Source organism: Burkholderia sp. 10_S31, assembly GCF_056930375.1.
The window spans coordinates 861,130-880,651 of sequence record NZ_JBXOWK010000003.1 but is presented as its reverse complement, the minus strand read 5'-3'; the positions used below and the strand labels follow the sequence as shown (position 1 = coordinate 880,651).

Sequence of the window (19,522 nt, the reverse complement as noted above, 5' to 3'; positions counted from 1 at the left end):
GCGTGCCATGCGCGCCGCCGCCTCGCTCCTCGCCCCGTTCGATCGTCGGCGCAACGCCGTCCAAGCCCTGTCCGGTCCGCGCGTGCAAACGTTTCCGGACTTCACATGAATGACACCGATTCCTCGCTATGCTCGCGTCGGCACGATCGGTGCAGCCGCATCCTGCGTCCTGACGCGCCGACTTTTCCGCATGTCCCGCCAACCGGCTCCTCCCTTTACGCACGATAACGACCATGACCCGATCGAACCGTCGTGACTTCCTGCGCGTCGCCGCCGGCACCGCCGGCGCCGCCGCGCTGAACCTGTTCCCGCCCGTGATCCGCGATGCGCTCGCCATTCCCGCGAACCGCCGTACCGGCACGATCCGCGACATCGAACACATTGTGATCCTGATGCAGGAGAATCGCTCGTTCGACCATTACTTCGGCACGATGCGCGGTGTCCGCGGCTTCGGCGACCCGCGCCCGCTGCGCCTCGCGAGCGGCAAGTCGGTGTTCCACCAGCCGGTCGGCGCGGCCGAACTGCTGCCGTTCCACCCGGGCGCGGACAAGCTCGGCCTGCAGTTCCTGCAAGACCTGCCGCACGGCTGGCAGGACATGCACGCGGCGTGGAACAAGGGCCGCTACGACCAGTGGGTGCCGAACAAGGGCACCACGACGATGGCGTACCTGAAGCGCGACGACATCCCGTTCCACTACCAGCTCGCCGATGCGTTCACGATCTGCGACGCGTATCACTGCGCGATCCCGAGCTCGACCGACCCGAACCGCTACTACATGTGGACGGGCTACGTCGGCAACGATGGCACGGGCGGCGGCCCGGTGCTCGGCAACGAGGAAAAGGGTTACGGCTGGACGACCTATCCGGAAGTGCTCGAGCAGGCCGGCGTGTCGTGGAAGATCTACCAGGACGTCGGCACGGGGCTCGACGCGAACGGCTCGTGGGGCTGGACGCAGAACCCGTACATCGGCAACTACGGCGACAACGCGCTGCTCTACTTCAACCAGTACCGCACCGCGCTGCCCGGCACGCCGCTGTATGACAAGGCGCGCACCGGCACCAACATCAGCGCCGGCGGCACGCTGTTCGACGTGCTGGAGCAGGACGTGAAGAACGGCACGCTGCCGCAGGTATCGTGGATCTGCGCGCCGGAAGCGTACTCGGAACACCCGAACTGGCCGGCCAACTATGGCGCGTGGTACATCGAGCAGGTGCTGAAGGTGCTCGTGTCGAATCCGGACGTGTGGAGCAAGACCGCCCTCTTCGTCACCTACGACGAGAACGACGGCTTCTTCGACCACGTGCCGCCGCCGTTCGCGCCGCAGTCGCGCGACAACGGGCTGTCGACGGTCGCGACGACCAACGAGGTGTTCGCCGGCGACGCGTCGCACATGGCCGGCCCGTATGGGCTCGGCCCGCGCGTGCCGATGCTGGTCGTGTCGCCGTGGACCAAGGGCGGCTGGGTCTGCTCGCAAACCTTCGATCACACGTCGCTGCTGCAATTCATCGAAGCGCGCTTCGGCGCGCAGTATCCGGTGACGGCCGCCAACGTGTCGCCGTGGCGCCGTACGGTGTGCGGCGACCTGACCTCGGCGTTCGACTTCGCGACCGCCAACGCCGCCTGGCCGACGCTGCCCGACACGAGCGGCTATGCGCCGCCCGACCGCCTGCGCCACCCCGACTACATCCCGGTGCCGCCGGTGCTGCAGGCGCTGCCGAAACAGGAGGCCGGGCTGCGCCCGGCGCGCGCGCTGCCGTACGAGCTGTTCGTGCACGGCCGCGTCGAAGCCGCGAACGGCCAGTTCCGGCTGACCTTCGCGAACACCGGCCGCGCGGGGGCGGCATTCCAGGTGCAGTCGCGCAACCGCCTCGACGGCCCGTGGGCGTATACGGTCGAAGCCGGCAAGCGGATCGCCGATACGTGGAGCGCCGCGGCGTCGCTCGGCCTGTACGATCTCGACGTGTACGGCCCGAACGGCTTCTACTGCCACTTCCGCGGCCCGTTCGCGACCGGCATCGGCAGCGCGAACGTGAACCCCGAGGTGATCTACGGCTATGACGTCGCGAACGGCAACATCACGCTGCGCCTGATGAACCGCGGCCACAAGGCCGTGCGGCTCAAGGTGACGAACGCGTACGGCCACGGCCGCGCGCGCACGTTCGACCTCGCACCGGGCGCGCACGTCGACGACTACTGGGATCTGCGCGGCAGCCACGGCTGGTACGACCTCACCGTCAGCGACGGCCGCCTGCTCGGCTTCCTGCGCCGTTTCGCGGGTCACGTCGAGACCGGCCGCCCGAGCACGAGCGACCCGGCGATCCGCACGAACGCGTCGCATGACGACGCCGAAGCAGCGTCGGACGCGCAGTCCGACTGACGACGGCGAACGCGGCGCGGCCCCGCCGGGGCCGCGCCGTCCGCCCCCCCCTGCCGCCCGTCCGTTCGTGACGGGAAACTCCGGATACCGGCCGCCCGTGCACGCGCGGAAGCTATGCGCAAATCCGCACAGATTGCGCTGCAAATTGCCAAGACCCGTGCATATCGGCGACCTATAAATCGAGACGATCGGGGCTCCTCGCAGAGCCTGACGGGAGATTCTTCCGGGAATCATCAGCATGCCGACCTCCCCGCCCGATTCCGAGAAGCGGTCGAACCGCCCGCCCGTCGCACGCGCCCGGCCCGCCGGCTGCGTGCGGTACCCACCCGCTGGTGTAGAACAAGAGGAAAGAACATGAAATTCCGTCATTCCCTGCTGTCGGTATCGGTCGTATCCGCATTTGCCCTCCTCTCGCAGCAGGCCGCCCAGGCCGCCGACACGACCGACGTGAAGGTCGGCTTCGCCGCGCCGCTCACCGGCGTCAACGCCGGCTACGGCAAGGATCTCCAGAACGGCGTGCAACTCGCGCTCGACGATGCCGCCGCGCAGAAGATACAGATCGCCGGCAAGCCCGCTCACTTCAACCTCGTCGTGCAGGACGACCAGGCCGACCCGCGCATCGGCGTGCAGGCCGCGCAGGCGCTCGTCGACCAGAACGTGTCGGTGGTGGTCGGCCACTTCAACTCGGGCACGACGATTCCGGCATCGGTGGTCTACGACAAGGCCGGCACGCCGGTGATCGACCCGGCGGCGACCAACCCGACGCTCACGTCGCGCGGGCTCGCGAACATGTTCATGGTGATCGCGACCGACGGCCAGAACGCGGGCAACGCGGGCAAGTATGCGGTCGACGTGACCAAGGCGAAGCGCATCGCGATCATCGACGACCGCACCGCGTTCGGCCAGGGCGAGGCGGACGAGTTCGAGAAGGCCGTGAAGGCGGCCGGCGGCAACATCATCGGCCGCGAGTTCACCAGCAACCAGGCGGTCGACTTCCGTGCGCAGATCACGAGCCTGAAGGGCAAGAATCCCGACCTGATCTTCTTCGGCGGGCTCGATTCGCTCGCCGCGAACTTCATCAAGCAGATGCGCCAGCTCGGCCTGAACGCGCAGTTCGTCGGCGGCGGCGGCGTGAAGGACAACGAGTTCATCAAGATCGCAGGCCCTGCCGCGGAAGGCGCGATGGCGTGGGAATACGGACGCCCGCTCGACGAGCTGCCGCAGGGCAAGGATTTCGAGCAGCGCTTCAAGAAGCGCTTCGGCGTCGACGTGCTGTCGTATGCGCAGTTCGGCTACGACGCCGCATGGGCCGCGATCAAGGCGATGCAGGCGGCCAACTCGACCGATCCGAAGGTTTATCGCCCGGCGCTGAAGAAGATCGACTTCGAAGGCGTCACCGGCCGCATCTCGTTCGCGAACGACGGCTCGCTGAAGAGCGGGATGTCGACGCTGTACCAGGTGAAGAGCGGCGCGTGGAAGACCATCGTGACGAAGGGAGGCTGATCGGGCGGGATGGACGACCTGGGCAGCCTGGATAACAGGCTGCCCAAGCATGGGCGGTGGCGAGAGCACCGCCCGGCCTGCTGTGGCCCGTTGCGGGAACAGGCGAATGTGGTGCCGGCGGCGAAAGAACCGGTGCAATCGCACCGATCTCATACGATGACTGATGTTTGGCGAGAGATGTCACGGCCCGCGGCGACGCGTGGGCCGTGTCGGCGGCCACGCGTCAGTTGGCCTGCGTGTCGCGTTCCGCCTCGGCCGCTTCGTGCGCGCGGCGCAGCCGCTCGCGGCTGTTGGTCAGGTGCGTGCGCATCGCGGCACGCGCGGCTTCCGGGTCGTGACGCGCGATCGCCTCGTAGATGTCCTCGTGCTCGTGATTGAGGCGGCCGACGTAGCGCTCGAGGTCGTCGCCGGCGAAGCGCGCCGAATTCACGCGCGTGCGCGGGATGATCGACGCGCCGAGCTGCGTCATGATGTCGACGAAATAGCGGTTGCCGGTGGACTGCGCGATCTGCAGGTGGAACTGGAAGTCGAGCTGCGCCGTGTCGCGGCCGCCGCCCGCCCCCGACGCGATCGCGTCGAGCGCACGCCGCAGCGCGGCGAGGTCGGTATCGTTCGCGCGCTGCGCGGCGAGGCTCGCGCATTCGCTTTCGAGGCTGATGCGCAGCTCGAGCACCGCGAGGACGTCGCGCAGCGTCGTGATGGTCGCGGGATCGATGCCGAGCGTCTGTCGGCGTGACGGTTCGAGCACGAAGCTGCCGATGCCGTGGCGCGTCTCGATGAGGCCACTCGCCTGCATCCGCGAGATCGCTTCGCGCACGACCGTGCGGCTGACGCCCTGCGCCGCCATGACTTCGGTTTCGGTCGGCAGCTTGTCGCCGGGACGCAGCGTGCCGTTTTCGATCTGCGCGGTCAGCGCGTCGACGACATCTTGTGCGAGGCTGCGTGCGCGACGGCGCGGCGCTGCGGGAAGCGTGGGCACGGACATGAGGCCGGTTCCTTTTTGAATGATCGTAGTGTGAGCCGAGGGTTTACGCGGGGTTTGAGCGAACGTCGATGATTCATTATACTGCGTCACAAGTCATCCGACGACTGATGATCGCGATACGGATCTCCTGTTGACCGAGGCCGGCGCATCGGCGCCCGCCGGGTCCCGTGGTTCGCAATCGACCGGCATTCGCGCTTCTGCGCGACACCGGCATCGAGCTGGTCGCCCCCGCCCTTTCGGGTTGCTGTCGACATGCGGGGCTTGCGCGCCGCGCACGTCGGTTGTCGAATGATCGCACCTCCCGCCGCGCGCGGCAAAGATTTTGCCGCACGGCATTGCCCACTCTTTCGCCATCGCCGCCATGAACGCCGTCACTGCCTCGCCTTCCCACGACACGCCGCGCATCGTCGACCTGCAAGCCATTCCGGTCGCCGGCCACGACAGCATGCTGCTCAACCTGAGCGGCGCGCACGGCCCGTTCTTCACTCGCAACCTCGTGATTCTGAAGGACAGCGCGGGCCGGACCGGCGTCGGCGAGGTGCCGGGCGGCGAAAGCATCCGCCGCACGCTGGAAGACGCGCGTGCGCTCGTCGTCGGCCAGCCGGTCGGCAACTACCATGCGGTGCTCAACGAGGTGCGGCGCACCTTTGCCGATCGCGACGCGAGCGGCCGCGGCCTGCAGACGTTCGATCTGCGCACCACAATCCACGCAGTCACCGCGCTTGAAGCCGCGCTGCTCGACCTGCTCGGCCAGCATCTCGGCGTGCCCGTGGCCGCGCTCCTCGGCGAAGGGCAGCAGCGCGAGCGCGTCGAGATGCTCGGCTATCTGTTCTACGTCGGCGATCGCACCAAGACCGCGCTGCCCTATCGCGACAGCCGCGGCGCGACCGACGACTGGAGCCGCGTGCGCGACGAGGCCGCGCTGACACCCGAGGCAGTCGTGCGCCTCGCCGAAGCCGCGCACGCACGCTACGGGTTCAACGACTTCAAACTGAAGGGCGGCGTGTTCGAAGGCGCGCGCGAGGTCGAAGCCGTGACGGCGCTGGCCGAGCGTTTCCCCGAAGCGCGCGTGACGCTTGATCCGAACGGCGCGTGGTCGCTCGACGAAGCCGTGCGGCTGTGCCGCGACCTGCACCACGTGCTCGCGTATGCGGAAGATCCGTGCGGCGCGGAGAACGGCTACTCGGGCCGCGAGGTCATGGCCGAATTCCGCCGCTCGACCGGGCTGCCGACGGCCACCAACATGATCGCGACCGACTGGCGCCAGATGGGCCACGCAGTGCAGCTGCAGGCCGTCGACATCCCGCTCGCCGACCCGCACTTCTGGACGATGCAGGGCTCGGTACGCGTCGCGCAGATGTGCCGCGACTGGGGCCTCACGTGGGGTTCGCATTCGAACAACCACTTCGACGTGTCGCTCGCGATGTTCACGCATGTCGCGGCCGCGGCGCCCGGCCAGGTCACCGCGATCGACACGCACTGGATCTGGCAGGACGGCGAACGGCTGACGCGCGAGCCGCTGAAGATCGAGAACGGGCTCGTGGAAGTGCCGAAGCGGCCGGGCCTCGGCATCGACATCGACATGGATGCGGTCGCGCACGCGCACGAGCTGTACAAGCAGCACGGGCTCGGCGCACGCGACGATGCGGCTGCGATGCAGTATCTGATCCCGGGGTGGACGTTCAACAACAAGCGCCCCTGCCTCGTGCGCTGAGCGCGCGGCAACCGGGCGGCGGGTTCGTCCGGTCGGAAAGGAGTGCCTCGGTTCGCCCGCGCATCGGCGGGTGCCGGGCGGGAAACGCGGCGGGCATGGCACGGAATCGGAATCCGGTAGGCCGCCGCCGATCTCGGTTGCAATCGAACCAGCCCCGGGAACGGGAACCCGCGCTGCCAGCCTGCCGAACGTGCCCGGCTAGGCCAGGCCGGCCATGCCTACCTTGCGATGCCTGGCCGGTCGCACCTAGCCGGCCGCACCTAGCCGGTCGCCCCAATCCCCCGCGCCATCCCCGACGCGGCAAACACGATCACCATCACGAGCACGGCCTGCCAGTGGCCGATCCGCACATAGGTTCGTGCGCGGCCCAGATCGGGCATCTGCTGCCGCCGCGCGGCGATGCGCCAGCGGATCAGCCCGAGCATCGGCACGACCTCGAGCAGGAGGATCAACACGAGCGCCGTCATCTTGACGTGAAAGAGCGGCTCGTGAAGGTAATACGCAGCGCCTTTCTCGAAGCCGCCGAATGCGCGCGCGAGCCCCGTCGCGATCAGCACCAGCGCGGACAATCCCCAGGCCGCATCGGCCTTGAACACGCCGGGCAGGTCGGCGGCCTGCGCCGACGCGATGACCCGCCGCAACGCGCGGTTGCGTGCCGCGATCGCGGCGAACGCGACGCCGAATGCCATCAGGTGAACGGCTGCCAGCAACCAACGGACGATCATTGCGCCTCCTTGTCGCCCGCGCGCCGCGCAGGCCTTGTCAGACGATCTGCTTGAGCGCCGCGTCGAGCGCGAGCACCGCGACGCGGTCGCCCTCGGTCGCGAGCGGCGTGCGCATCACGATCTGCCGGTTGTGACCGACGGCCGCCGGCGAATCCCACAGCAGCTCGATCTTCGGCCGCCGGAACAGGCTGCCGCGACGCGGCGGCACGGCCGCCGGCTGCGCGCCCTGCTCGCCTGCGGCGGGCGCGCCGCGGCCGGGCCAGCGCACCGAGAGTTCGCGCGCGTCGTACTGGCCGACCTTGCGGCTCTCCATCCAGACGATCGCGGTACGCGTGAGCGTATCGAGCGAGATCGCATAGCGGCCGACCGCGAAGCGGCGCGCGGCCACGTTGGTGCGCCACAGCGGCCGCGGACGGCACATCCACACGATCGCCGCATACAGCGCCGGCGCGGCGACGAGCCAGCCGTTGGTCGCCGTCACCGCGTGCAGCGCGCGGCGCCAGCCGGCCGCCCACGCGAACGCGCCGATCGACCACACGGCAAACAGGAAACCGATCAGCGCGAAGACCCGCAGCGCCTGGCGCAGCCACTGCGGCAGCGGATGGAACGGGCGCTCGGCGCGCGCGACGGCACCCGGCAGCGCGAGCAGCAGGAAGATCAGCACGAGATAGACGAACGCCCAGGGCGACGACACCATCGCCGACAGCGACGCGCGATAGCCCATCTGGGACATCGAGAACAGCCAGCGCGCGAGCAGCACGAGACCGATCGCGCGCAACGCGAAGATCACGCCGGCGCCGGGGGCCGGCGCTGCGCGCGTGGTTTTCGTTCTCGCCAAGACTGCTCTCCTCTCGATGTTCGTGCGGGGCCGGATTTCACGGCACGGCCATTATAGGGACATTACCGTCTGGACAGACGGCAGGATGGCGTGCCGGACCGCTTCCGCGGCCGTTCGCGGCGTCGGGCGCGGCGAGAATACAACAGATCCGCGCCGCAGATGTGACAACGCCCCGCCGGGGACCCGGACGGGGCGTCGATGATGGCCTCAGCCACAGTGCGGCCGGAGGCCCGGCATCAGCCTGCGTTGACTTCGCGCAGCACCGTGCGGCGCTTCTGGCGCAGCAGTTCCTCGTAGCCCTTCACGTAGTTCTGCGCCATCACCTTCGACGAGAAGCGTGCTTCGAAGGCAGCACGCACCTTCTCGCGGGGCAGCGTATCGAGGCGCTTGAGCGCCGCGACGGCCGACAGCTCGTCTTCGACGACGAAGCCCGACACGCCGTTGTCGATCACTTCCGGCACCGAGCCGCGCTTGAACGCGATTACCGGCGTGCCGCAGGCCATCGCCTCGATCATCACCAGGCCGAACGGCTCCGGCCAGTCGATCGGGAACAGCAGCGCGTGCGCGTTGCCCAGGAATTCGGTCTTTTCCGACTCGCTGATTTCGCCGATGTACTCGACGTGCGGCAGCGCGAACAGCGGCTTGATCTTCTCTTCGTAGTACGCGCGGTCAGCCTTGTCGAGCTTCGCGGCGATCTTGATCGGCAGGCCGGCCTGCTCGGCGATGCGGATCGCGGTGTCGACGCGCTTTTCCGGCGAGATGCGGCCGAGGAACGCGAGGTAGCTCGGCTTCACGTTCGGGATCGGCGTCAGCAGGTTTTCCGGCAGGCCGTGGTACACGGTCGACAGCCAGTTCGCCTGCGGCAGCGGGATGCGCTGGTTGTCGGAGATCGACACGACCGGCACGTCGCTGAATGCGTTGAAGATCGGCTGCAGTTCCGGCAGGTCGAGACGGCCGTGCATCGTCGTCAGATGCGGGACCGGCTGGCGCGAGAACAGCGAGAACGGGTAGTAGTCGATGTGGCAGTGCAGGACGTCGAACTCTTCCGCGCGGCGGCGCACCTGCTCGAGGAGCAGCATGTGCGGGGCCATCACGTCGCGGATCGTCGGATCGAGACGCAGCGCCTGCGGCCAGCACGCTTCGAGCTTCGCCGAGGTTTGCGAATCGCCGCTCGCGAAGAGCGTGACGTCATGTCCCATCTCGACAAGTGCTTCGGTGAGATAGGACACCACTCGCTCGGTACCACCGTAAAGCTTCGGGGGAACCGCTTCGTGCAACGGAGCGATTTGGGCGATTCGCATGCGTAACTCCTAAAAAATCAGCTAAAAACCAGGTATGGGTCGGCAACCTGCCGGCGATCCGGGCTGGATGCATTTCGTCCGAAAATCGGACGAATCAGCCTGCCGGGGGCGTCGAACCCGCGCTGCTCAAGGAGCGTCGGCGACGCGACAGGCTTAGAACGTTTGAAACGAAGACCCGTTGACAGGGGTTCGTAAAAAAACCTGGAATCGAACCCGGAGCCGATTATCTAGGGTTAATCCCAATACGGCGCACGACATTTCAAACACTTTACTTTGTTACAAAGGCGCAACACTTTGCAACCCGCGGACTTGGGCGTCCGTTCTAGAGTGGAAGGCCTTTTTGGCGTTCCGTGTCATCTCGCCACTGCCGGCATGCGATTCCGGCGCGTACGGCAGGACGGGATGCCGGATTTTATCTCAAAATTGAACGCGCGCCCCTGGCCAAGGCAAGATTCGCGCAGCGCAATGCACGGCCTTGTTTACAATGCCGGATTATTCAGTCCGGGCGACCGCCGGCTGCAATCCAGCCGCTCCGCTCAATCACCGAATCACCGCACGCATATTTTGGAATCTCTCACCCCTGCCCAGCGCAACGCCCACAACGCGAAGCTGTCGAGCTACGCGCATCGGCCGATCGCGTTCCTGTTCCGCTACATCCGCCTGCATCCCGTCGCGCACCTCATCGTGCTCTGCAGCGTGCTGGCCGCCGTCGGCTGCGCGCTCGGCTCGCAATACGCGATCAAGCACCTGATCGACGTGCTTGCGACCGGGCGCCATCATCCAGGCCCGCTGTGGAGCGCGTTCGCGCTGCTCGTCGGGCTGATCGCGGCCGACAACCTGCTGTGGCGCGTGGGCGGATGGGTCGCCGCGCACACGTTCGTCGCCGTCACCGGCGACCTGCGGCGCGACCTGTTCCAGTACCTGATCGGCCATTCGCCGACGTACTACTCGGAAAAGCAGCCGGGCACGCTCGCAAGCCGCATCACCGCCACGTCGAACGCCGTCTATACGTCCGAGAACACGATGGCGTGGAACGTGCTGCCGCCGTGCATCGCGGTGATGGGCGCGATCCTGATGATCATCGTCGTGAACCCGCTGATGGCCGCCGGCCTGCTCGGCTGTTCGGCCGTGCTCTCGGTCGTGCTGTTCAAGCTCGCCGGGCGCGGCTCCGCGCGCCATCACACGTTCGCGTCGAAGGCGGCCGCAGTCGACGGCGAGCTCGTCGACGTGATCGGCAACATGGGCCTCGTGCGCGCCTTCGGGATGACGCTGCGCGAACAGAAGCGCTTCAGCGCGACGGTGAAGGCCGAGATGGACGCGCGCCAGCAAAGCCTGCTCTATCTCGAGAAACTGCGGCTGCTGCACGCGGTGATCACCGCGATGCTGTCCGCCGGCCTGCTCGGCTGGGCGCTGTGGCTGTGGGACCAGGGCCGCGCGACCTCCGGCGACATCGTGCTCGTCAGCTCGCTCGGCTTCACGATCCTGCACGGCACGCGCGATCTGGCGGTCGCGCTCGTCGACGTCACGCAACACGTGGCGCGGCTGTCCGAAGCCGTGAAGACGCTGCTCGAGCCGCACGGGATGCCGGACCGCTCCGACGCGCAGCCTCTGTCGGCCAAGGGCGGGCGCGTCGATTTCGAACGCGTGACGTTCGCATATCCGCACCGCCGCGCGATCCTCGACCATTTCGATCTCCATATCGAACCGGGCCAGCGCGTCGGCCTGATCGGCAAGTCGGGCGCCGGCAAGTCGACCGTGCTCGCGCTGCTGCAACGCTTCTACGACACGCAGGACGGCGCCGTGATGGTCGACGGCCAGGACGTGAAGGCGATCACGCAGGACAGCCTGCGCCATGCGATCGCGCTCGTGCCGCAGGACATCTCGCTGCTGCACCGGACCATCTACGACAACATCGCGTACGGCCGCCCCGAGGCGACCCGTGAGGACGTGCTCGCCGCCGCGCGCGACGCCCGCTGCTCGGAGTTCATCGAGGCGATGCCGGAAGGCTATGACACGATCGTCGGCGACCGCGGCGTGAAGCTGTCGGGCGGCCAGCGCCAGCGCATCGCGATCGCGCGCGCGATCCTGAAGGACGCGCCGATCCTGCTGCTCGACGAAGCGACCTCCGCACTCGACAGCGCATCCGAGGAAGCGATCCAGAGCGCACTCGATCGCCTGATGGTCGGCCGCACGGTAATCGCGATCGCGCACCGGCTGTCGACGCTGCGCAACTTCGACCGGATCATCGTGATGAGCAACGGCAAAGTGATCGACGACGGCAGCCCCGACGTGCTGCGCAATCGTCCGGGCCTGTACCGCGACCTGCTCGCGAAGCAGCACGGCCGCCATCACGCGCCCGACGGCACCACGCCGACCGGCGAACGCGCGGCCTGACGCCCGCGGCGCCCAACCAGTAAAAAAGCCGCCGTGCAGTCATGCACGGCGGCTTTTTTCATCGCATCGCGCGACTCGCGAAGCGCAGTGCCGGCTACACCCGCTGCAGGTCACGCAGGAAGTTGTCGCGCCACACCGACACGTTGTTCTCGCGCAGCTGCGCGATCATGTCCGCATAACGCGCGCGCCGCTCGGCGAGCGGCATCGTCAGCGCCTGCGACAGCGCATCGGCCATCCCCTCGATGTCGATCGGATTGACGATCAGCGCGCCTGTCAGTTCGCGCGCGGCCCCCGCGAAGCGCGACAGCACGAGCACGCCCGGATCGTCCGGATTCTGCGCGGACACGTATTCCTTCGCAACGAGGTTCATCCCGTCGCGCAACGGCGTCACGAAGCCGACGCGCGCGAGCCGGTACAGCGCAGCCAGCACCTGCCGGTCGTACTGGCGATGAATGTAGAGGATCGGCGCCCAGTCGAGTTCCGCGTAACGGCCGTTGATGCGCCCCGACTCCGCTTCGAGCTGCAGCCGGATGTCCTGGTATGCACGCAGGTCGGCACGCGTCGACGGCGCGATCTGCAGGAACGACACGCGGTTGCGGATCGACGTCTGGTGCTCCAGCAGCTTCTCGAACGCGCGGAACCGCTCGACGAGCCCCTTCGAATAATCGAGCCGGTCGACGCTCATGATCAGCTGGCGCCCGCGCAGCGACGTCGCCAGCGTGCGCACGGCCTTGCCGTTTTCGCCCGCCTGCGCGAGCGCCGCGATCTCGTCCGGGTACACGCCGATCGGATAGGCGGCTGCGCGCAGCGTGTTGCCGAACGCGCTCACACGCACCGTGTGCCCTTCGCGCGCCACCTCGCCGCCGGCCTCGAACGCGATGTAGTCGCAGAACGCGCGCAAGTCGGGCTCGGTCTGGAAGCCGAGCAGATCGAACGCGCACAGCGACTCGACGAGCTCGCGATGCGGCGGCACGTTGACGAGCACCTGCGCGGCCGGAAACGGGATGTGCAGGAAGAAGCCGATGCGGTTCTTCACGCCGGCCGCTCGCAGCGCACGCGCGAACGGGATCAGGTGATAGTCGTGCACCCAGATCACGTCGTCGTCCTGCAGCAGCGGCACGAGCTGCTGCGCGAGCCAGACGTTCACGCGACTGTAGCCTTCGAACTCGTGGCGGTCGTACTGGATCAGGTCTGCACGGTAATGGAACGCGGGCCACAGCGTCGCGTTCGAGAAACCGCGGTAGTACTGGTCGTAATCGCGGCGCGACAGCCCGACGGTCGCGAACGTCACGGGGCCGCGCTCCTCGATGCGGATCTGCGGCTGCGGCGCACCGGACGCGACCACCTCGCCGCTCCAGCCGAACCACATCCCGCCCGTCTCCTTCAGCGCGTCGTAAACGCCGATCGCGAGGCCGCCCGCCGCCGGCTCGCCTTCCGAAATCGGCGCGACACGGTTTGAAACGATGATGAGTCGGCTCATGCGCCCGGCTGCTCCGCGCCAAGCCAGCGTGCGATCTGCGCGTGCAGCACGTCGACCGAGTCGAGCCGCATGCGCGCCGACGTCTCGCCCGCGCCGATCTTGATCGACAGGCCGCCACGCGCGTTGACCACCGCGAAGCCCTTCTCGTCGGTCAGGTCGTCGCCCGCGAACAGCGGCACGCGGCCCGCGAACGGCGGCTCGTCGAGGAACGCGGCCAGCGCGCGCCCCTTGTCGACGCCCTTCGGCTTGATCTCGAACACCATCTTGCCGGGCTGCAGGACATACGCATCCGCATATTCGGCGACGAGACGCTCGGCCGCTTCGCGCGCAGCCGGCTCGCGCTCGGGCGCGTTGCGGTAGTGCAGCGCGACGGCCGCCCCCTTGATTTCGAGCAGCATGCCCTGATGACGGTCGACGACGGCCGCGAGTTCGCGTTCGATGCGCAGCAGCCGTTCGTCGTTGAAGCCGATGCGCTGTGTGTCGCCGTTCGCGTCGCGGCGTTCGGCGCCGTGCAGACCCGCGATCGGCAAGTCCGGCATGTTCAGGAACGTGTCGAGGTTGTCGATGCCGCGACCCGACACGACGGCGACCGCGCCGTGCGAGCGGCGCCGCAGTTCATCGAGCAGCGTCAGCAGCGACGGCGGCACGTGAATGCTGTCGGGCGTCGGCGCCAGCTCGACGAGCGTGCCGTCGAAGTCGAAAAAGAACGCGGTATCGGTCAGGGACAGGGAAGCCGGAACGGATTGCATCGATTCGATAGCCTGAGGAGCGGCCGGCAAACGCGGGCCGCCGCTGCGAGAAGGGAATTGTGCGCATCTTACCGCGCCTGCGTACCGAGATGGGCGAAACCGGCGCAGGGCCGACGTCACGCCACCGTCCGCGTCAACTGCGACATATTGCCCCGCTCGCCCGTGCCGTACGGGTTTCGAAAGGACGCGGGCGCGGGAATTGCGCTACAGTCGGCACCGCCGGCCGCGCGACGCATGGCGCCGCGCCGGCCGGCGACCGTTCCGTCCGATCGAGCCCCAGGATGTCGTCTGCCCGTCCCGCGCCGCACCGGCGCCTCTTCAGCTTCACCCGCTTCGTCCGCGCCGCCGCGGCGCTGACCGCCGCCGTCGCACTTGCCGCCTGCACGCACGACGAGCCGAACTGGCACCTGACCAACGTCACGGGCCACCTGCCCGACCTGTCGTTCACGCTGACCGGCGGCGACGGCCACCCGGTCGACGCGAGCGCATTTCGCGGCCGCGTCGCGCTCGTCTACTTCGGCTACACGCACTGCCCGGACGTCTGCCCCGAAACGATGGCGCGACTGATGGAAGTGCTCGCGAAGCTCGGCCCGCAGGCGAACGACGTGCGCATCCTGTTCGTCTCGGTCGATCCCGCCCGCGACACGCCACCGGCGATGCAGTCGTACGTCGCCGCGTTCGATGCCGCGCACGCCCGTGGCCTCACCGGCACCGACGGCCAGATCGAATCGCTCGCGAAACGCTATCGCGTCGCGTACCAGATGGAAAAACGCGATCCGTCCGGCGGCTACGAGGTCACGCACAGCTCGGCGGTCTACATCTTCGACGCGAACGGCCGAGCGCGTTTGCTCGCGACCGACCGCGATTCGCCCGACGCCATCGCCGCCGATGTGCGCCGGATCATCGACACTGCCTCCACCACCTGAACCCCGACATGAAGACGCCCCTCAAGACGTTCGCCCTCCTCGCCGCGCTGTGCACCGGCGCGCACGCCTACGCCGCCGGCGCGATCACCGCGCAGAATGCATGGGTGCGCTGGCTGCCGAACCAGCTGCCCGCGGGCGGCTACGTGACGCTCGTCAACACCGGCGACAAGCCGGTCGACCTCGTCGACGTCGACAGCCCCGACTACGGGATGGCGATGCTGCACCAGACCGTGTCGAACGGCTCGACGCAGAAGATGGAAATGGTCGACAAGCTGACGATCCCCGCGCGCGGCAAGGTCGACATCGCGCCGGGCGGCTATCACTTCATGCTCGAGGAACCGAAGCACACGATCAAGCCCGGCGACACCGTGCGCCTGCGCCTGAAGTTCTCCGACGGCGAAACGGTCGACACGCCGTTCGCCGTGAAGTCGCCGGCCCAGGCGAAGTGATGCGCGCGCGATGAACGTCCTGTACTGGCTCGATCCGTGGGAACCGTCGCCGACCGTGGTCATCGCGGTGCTGACGGCCGCCGTGCTGTTCGCGCGCGGCGTGAAGAAGGCGAAGGTGTCGCCGCTGCGGCAGTTCTCGTTCTGGCTCGGGCTGACGGCGCTCTATATCGCGCTGCACACACGGCTCGACTACTTCTTCGAGCACGAGTTCTTCATGCACCGTGCGCAGCACCTCGTGCTGCATCACCTCGGTCCGTTCTTCATCGCGCTGGCCTACCCGGGCGCGGCGATCCGCGCGGGCATTCCGTTTCGCTGGCGACAGCGCTTCGTGCGCCCCGCGCTCGCGTGGGCGCCCTTGCGCGCGACGCTCGACGTGGTGTTCCATCCGGTCGTCGCGGTCGTGCTGTTCGTCGGGCTGATCTATTTCTGGCTGCTGTCGCCCATCCACTTCGTCGCGATGCTCGACTGGCGCCTGTATCGCGTGATGAACTGGAGCATGGTGATCGACGGGCTGCTGTTCTGGTGGCTCGTCGTCGATCCCCGTCCCGCGCCGCCCGCGCGACTGTCGCCGGGCCGCCGGATCCTGATCGTCGTCGCGGCGATCCCGCCGCAGATCGCGCTCGGCGCGCTGATCTTCTTCACGCCGCACGAGCTGTATCCGATCTACTCGATCTGCGGACGCGCGTTCACGTGGCTCAGCCCGCTGCGTGACCAGCAGATCGGCGGCTTGCTGCTGTGGATTCCGGGCTCGATGATGAGCGTGATCGGCGCGCTGATCGCGCTGCGGCACTGGTTGCGGCTGTCGGCACGCGGCCGTCTGATCGACGAGCGGGCTACCGCCCGGCGCGCTCAACGCCCGTCGGTGACGCCCGCCGCCCGCTGACGGCACGGCGCGCCGCGCATCAGCCGCGTGCGCGGGTCATCCACACGTGCGGGATGCCATCCTCATCGTGCACGTCCGAGCTCGGCGTGAAGCCGAATGCCCCGTAGAAGCGCTGCAGATGGGCCTGCGCATGCAGGCTCACCTGCGTATCCGGCCACTGCGCACGGATGTGCTCGAGCGCGCGCGATATCAGCGCGTTGCCGAGACCCGCGCCGCGAAACGCAGCGCTCGTCAGCACGCGGCCGATGCGCACGTCGGTGTTCCGCGCATCCGGCAGCAGCACGCGCAGGTAGCCTGCGACGCGGCCCGTCGCATCGTACGCGGCCAGGTGCCATGCGGCCTGGTCCGCATCGTCGATGTCGCGATATACGCAGTTCTGCTCGACGACGAACACGGCGCTGCGCGCTTCCAGGATCGAATAGATTTCACGCGCCGTCAGCGCGTCGAAGGATTTCCAGCGCCACTCGAGATCGTCGGCGCGCGGGGATGCGGCAGGTGCGGAAGCGTTCATGGTCGGTCCTGATTCGGGCGCGCCGGCCGGCGCGCGGCAACCATCGATTATGCCTCGAAGCACAAGCGGCACGCGACCGCCCTGCCGCGTATGGAAAAAAGCCCCGCATTGCGCGGGGCCTGTCCGTCAGGCCTGCATCCGGCCGAAGCGGCCGTTGTTGAAATCGTCGATCGCGGACCGAATTTCCTCTTGCGAGTTCATCACGAACGGCCCGTAACCGACGACCGGCTCATCGATCGGCTCGCCGCTCAGGATCAGCAGCTTGGCGTCGCCGTTCGCTTCGATCTCGACGTCGCGCCCGTCGCGGCTCAGTTGCACGAACTGCGCTTCGCGGGCAACCGTCTCGCCGTTCACCAGCAGCGTACCGCTCAACACGACCACCGCGAGCGTCCGGCCTTCGGCGACCGGGAACCGCGCACGACCGCCGGCTGCGAGCCGCACGTCCCACACGTCGATCGGCGTGTGCGTGCGGGCCGGGCCGCGCCGCCCGTCGAATTCGCCCGCGATGATCCGCGCGCGACCCGCACCGTCCGGCAGCTCGACCACCGGGATGTCCGCGTTCAGCAGCGTCTGGTAGCCGGGCTCGCCCATCTTGTCCGCGGCAGGCAGGTTCACCCACAGCTGGACCATCTCAAGCGGACCGCCACGCTTCGTGAAGGCTTCCGAGTGGAATTCCTCGTGCAGGATCCCGCTCGCGGCCGTCATCCACTGCACGTCGCCGGGGCCGATCACGCCGCCCGCGCCGGTCGAGTCGCGGTGCGCGACTTCGCCGTCATAGACGATCGTCACCGTTTCGAACCCGCGGTGCGGATGCTGGCCCACCCCGCGCGGTGCCGAAGCCGGCTCGAAGTTCGCAGGACCGGCGTAGTCAAGCAGCAGGAACGGGCTCAGGTGCGCCCCGTGAGACTGATAGCTGAACATCGAACGCACCGGGAAACCGTCGCCGACCCAATGGCCGCGCGGCGCACTGTAGACACCCTGGATCTTCTTCATTTGCCTTCTCCGAATTGCGGCGAAACACGTGTTTCGCATCATGGATATGAATATAGAGGTAGGACGATCGATCCGGTAGACTGCCAAAATCGCACTCAGCGTTCTATTTGATGAACGATAAAGAACGGGATCTGAACGATCTCTATTACTTCGTGCAGGTAGTCGAGCACGGCGGCTTCGCGCCGGCCGGGCGCGCGCTGAACATGCCGAAATCGAAGCTGAGCCGCCGCATCGCGCTGCTCGAGGCGCGGCTCGGGATGCGGTTGATCCAGCGCTCGACGCGCCGTTTTACCGTCACCGACGTCGGCCAGACCTACTACGCGCACTGTCGCGCGATGCTCGTCGAAGCGGACGCCGCCGACGAGGCGATCGCGCTGCTGCACGAGGAGCCGCGCGGCATTGTGCGCGTCAGTTGCCCGGTCGTGCTGCTCGATTCGCTGGTCGGCACGATGATCGCCGCATTCATGGTCGCGTGTCCGCGCGTCGAGATTCACCTGGAGGCGACCAACCGGCGCGTCGACGTCGTCGGTGAAGGGATCGACGTCGCGATCCGTGTGCGCCCGCCGCCGCTCGAGGACAGCGATCTCGCGCTGCGCGTGCTGGCCGAGCGCGGCCAGTGCCTCGTCGCGAGCCCCGCGTTGCTGCGCGAGCTCGGCATGCCGGCCGTCCCTGCCGACCTGACCCGCCTGCCGAGCCTCGATCACGGTGTGCCACAGGCCGCGCACGTATGGCGGCTGCGCGGCCCCGACGGCGCGCACGCGGAAATCCACCACCAGCCGCGCCTCGTGACGGGCGGCATGCTCGCACTGCGCGCGGCGGCCGTCGCGGGGGTCGGCATCGTGCAGTTGCCGACGATGATGGTGCGCGACGAAATCGCGCGCGGCGAACTGGTGACCGTGCTGCCCGACTGGGCGCCGCGCCGCGAGATCGTCCACGCGGTGTTCGCGTCGCGGCGCGGGCTGCTGCCCGCGGTGCGCGCGTTGCTCGATTTCCTGGCCGAACGGTTCGCCGAGCTCGAACCCGATTGAGCGGCGTCGCCGGCACCAGCACGGCGCGTTCGGCATCGCACCCCGCGAACCGGACGCTGCAGACAGTCCGCGCGTGCCGTAGACTGCGAGACGCGCATCGCGCTTTTCACAACCCGCCGTTCACCACCCTTATCGCATTTCAGCCATGTTCACGCTGTCCAACGACCCTCACGCCTCCAAGGCCGAACACTATGCGACGCTCGTCGAGCAGGCGCGCGCGCTCGTCGAATCGGAACGCGACCTGACCGCGAACGCCGCGAACTTCGCCGCGCTCGTCTATCACTCGCTCGACCGCCTGAACTGGGCCGGCTTCTATTTCTTTGACGGATCGGAACTCGTGGTCGGCCCGTTCCAGGGCAAGCCCGCGTGCGTGCGGATCGCGCTCGGCAAGGGCGTGTGCGGCACGGCCGCGCAGACGCGCGAGACGCAGGTCGTGCGCGACGTGCATGAATTCCCCGGCCATATCGCCTGCGATGCCGCGTCGGAATCGGAAATCGTCGTGCCGCTGGTGGCCGCCGACGGCACGCTGATCGGCGTGTGGGACGTCGACAGCCCCGTCGCGGCGCGTTTCGACGACGAGGACCGCAACGGGATGGAAGCGCTGTGCCGCGTGTTCGTCGAACACGCGTGGCAGAAGGCACGCGGTTGAGCAGCGTTGCGCTGCC

At 68.0% G+C, this 19,522-nt stretch carries 17 protein-coding genes; 9 read left to right on the top strand and 8 right to left on the bottom strand.

Annotated features, from left to right (window positions below):
- Positions 1–233: 233 nt before the first annotated feature.
- Positions 234–2,378, top strand: coding sequence for a phosphocholine-specific phospholipase C (locus tag AC1Z3W_RS24205; protein WP_483508575.1), 2,145 nt, complete (start codon positions 234–236; stop codon positions 2,376–2,378).
- A gap of 354 nt (positions 2,379–2,732) precedes the next feature.
- Entirely contained in the window at positions 2,733–3,881 is a 1,149-nt protein-coding gene (locus AC1Z3W_RS24200) for a branched-chain amino acid ABC transporter substrate-binding protein (RefSeq protein WP_057927791.1), read from the top strand.
- Positions 3,882–4,104: 223 nt separating this feature from the next.
- Here AC1Z3W_RS24200 and AC1Z3W_RS24195 read toward each other — a convergent pair whose 3' ends face one another.
- Positions 4,105–4,866, bottom strand: coding sequence for a FadR/GntR family transcriptional regulator (locus AC1Z3W_RS24195; RefSeq protein WP_057927790.1), 762 nt, complete (start codon positions 4,864–4,866; stop codon positions 4,105–4,107).
- Between the two features lie 361 nt (positions 4,867–5,227).
- Between AC1Z3W_RS24195 and gudD the strand changes: the two genes are divergently transcribed.
- A complete protein-coding gene (gudD, locus tag AC1Z3W_RS24190) occupies positions 5,228–6,580 on the top strand; it encodes a glucarate dehydratase (protein WP_057927789.1) in 1,353 nt (450 codons plus the stop codon).
- Positions 6,581–6,840: 260 nt separating this feature from the next.
- Here the strand turns inward: gudD and AC1Z3W_RS24185 are convergent, their stop codons facing one another.
- The 3 genes from AC1Z3W_RS24185 to AC1Z3W_RS24175 form a co-directional block, all read right to left on the bottom strand.
- Complete coding sequence (locus AC1Z3W_RS24185; RefSeq protein WP_057927788.1) at positions 6,841–7,305, bottom strand: DUF2214 family protein; 465 nt, start codon at positions 7,303–7,305, stop codon at positions 6,841–6,843.
- Positions 7,306–7,342: 37 nt separating this feature from the next.
- Positions 7,343–8,143, bottom strand: a complete 801-nt coding sequence (locus tag AC1Z3W_RS24180; RefSeq protein ID WP_057930237.1) for a hypothetical protein — start codon at positions 8,141–8,143, stop codon at positions 7,343–7,345.
- A 236-nt stretch (positions 8,144–8,379) separates the two neighbouring features.
- On the bottom strand, positions 8,380–9,444 hold the full coding sequence (locus AC1Z3W_RS24175) for a glycosyltransferase family 4 protein (protein WP_026044940.1): 1,065 nt from the start codon (positions 9,442–9,444) through the stop codon (positions 8,380–8,382).
- A 564-nt stretch (positions 9,445–10,008) separates the two neighbouring features.
- Here AC1Z3W_RS24175 and AC1Z3W_RS24170 point away from each other — a divergent pair.
- Entirely contained in the window at positions 10,009–11,838 is a 1,830-nt protein-coding gene (locus AC1Z3W_RS24170; RefSeq protein ID WP_124834850.1) for an ABC transporter ATP-binding protein, read from the top strand.
- Positions 11,839–11,932: 94 nt separating this feature from the next.
- Here the strand turns inward: AC1Z3W_RS24170 and otsA are convergent, their stop codons facing one another.
- Both otsA and otsB read right to left on the bottom strand, forming a co-directional pair.
- Positions 11,933–13,318: an alpha,alpha-trehalose-phosphate synthase (UDP-forming) gene (otsA, locus tag AC1Z3W_RS24165; protein WP_057930234.1), complete on the bottom strand. Its 1,386-nt coding sequence runs from the start codon at positions 13,316–13,318 to the stop codon at positions 11,933–11,935.
- A complete protein-coding gene (otsB, locus tag AC1Z3W_RS24160; protein WP_057930233.1) occupies positions 13,315–14,067 on the bottom strand; it encodes a trehalose-phosphatase in 753 nt (250 codons plus the stop codon). The genes otsA and otsB overlap by 4 nt, the downstream gene beginning before the upstream one ends.
- Before the next feature lie 281 nt (positions 14,068–14,348).
- On the opposite strand from otsB, the gene AC1Z3W_RS24155 reads away from it, so the two are divergent.
- From AC1Z3W_RS24155 to AC1Z3W_RS24145, 3 genes are read left to right on the top strand one after another with little or no spacing between them, the layout of a single operon-like run.
- Positions 14,349–14,993, top strand: coding sequence for an SCO family protein (locus AC1Z3W_RS24155; RefSeq protein WP_057930232.1), 645 nt, complete (start codon positions 14,349–14,351; stop codon positions 14,991–14,993).
- Between the two features lie 8 nt (positions 14,994–15,001).
- Positions 15,002–15,442 (top strand): copper chaperone PCu(A)C, encoded by a 441-nt coding sequence (locus tag AC1Z3W_RS24150; protein ID WP_057930231.1) that lies wholly within the window; start codon positions 15,002–15,004, stop codon positions 15,440–15,442.
- A 10-nt stretch (positions 15,443–15,452) separates the two neighbouring features.
- Entirely contained in the window at positions 15,453–16,325 is an 873-nt protein-coding gene (locus tag AC1Z3W_RS24145) for a cytochrome c oxidase assembly protein (RefSeq protein WP_483508574.1), read from the top strand.
- A gap of 19 nt (positions 16,326–16,344) precedes the next feature.
- On the opposite strand, the gene AC1Z3W_RS24140 is transcribed toward AC1Z3W_RS24145, so the two are convergent.
- On the bottom strand, positions 16,345–16,836 hold the full coding sequence (locus AC1Z3W_RS24140) for a GNAT family N-acetyltransferase (protein ID WP_124834852.1): 492 nt from the start codon (positions 16,834–16,836) through the stop codon (positions 16,345–16,347).
- A 126-nt stretch (positions 16,837–16,962) separates the two neighbouring features.
- Positions 16,963–17,829, bottom strand: coding sequence for a pirin family protein (locus AC1Z3W_RS24135; RefSeq protein ID WP_483508573.1), 867 nt, complete (start codon positions 17,827–17,829; stop codon positions 16,963–16,965).
- 110 nt (positions 17,830–17,939) lie between these two features.
- Here AC1Z3W_RS24135 and AC1Z3W_RS24130 point away from each other — a divergent pair, with 110 nt between their 5' ends.
- Entirely contained in the window at positions 17,940–18,857 is a 918-nt protein-coding gene (locus AC1Z3W_RS24130; RefSeq protein ID WP_057930227.1) for a LysR family transcriptional regulator, read from the top strand.
- A 145-nt stretch (positions 18,858–19,002) separates the two neighbouring features.
- The gene (locus AC1Z3W_RS24125; RefSeq protein ID WP_057930226.1) at positions 19,003–19,506 is read left to right on the top strand and encodes a GAF domain-containing protein; all 504 of its coding nucleotides are present in this window, start codon (positions 19,003–19,005) and stop codon (positions 19,504–19,506) included.
- Positions 19,507–19,522: the final 16 nt, after the last annotated feature.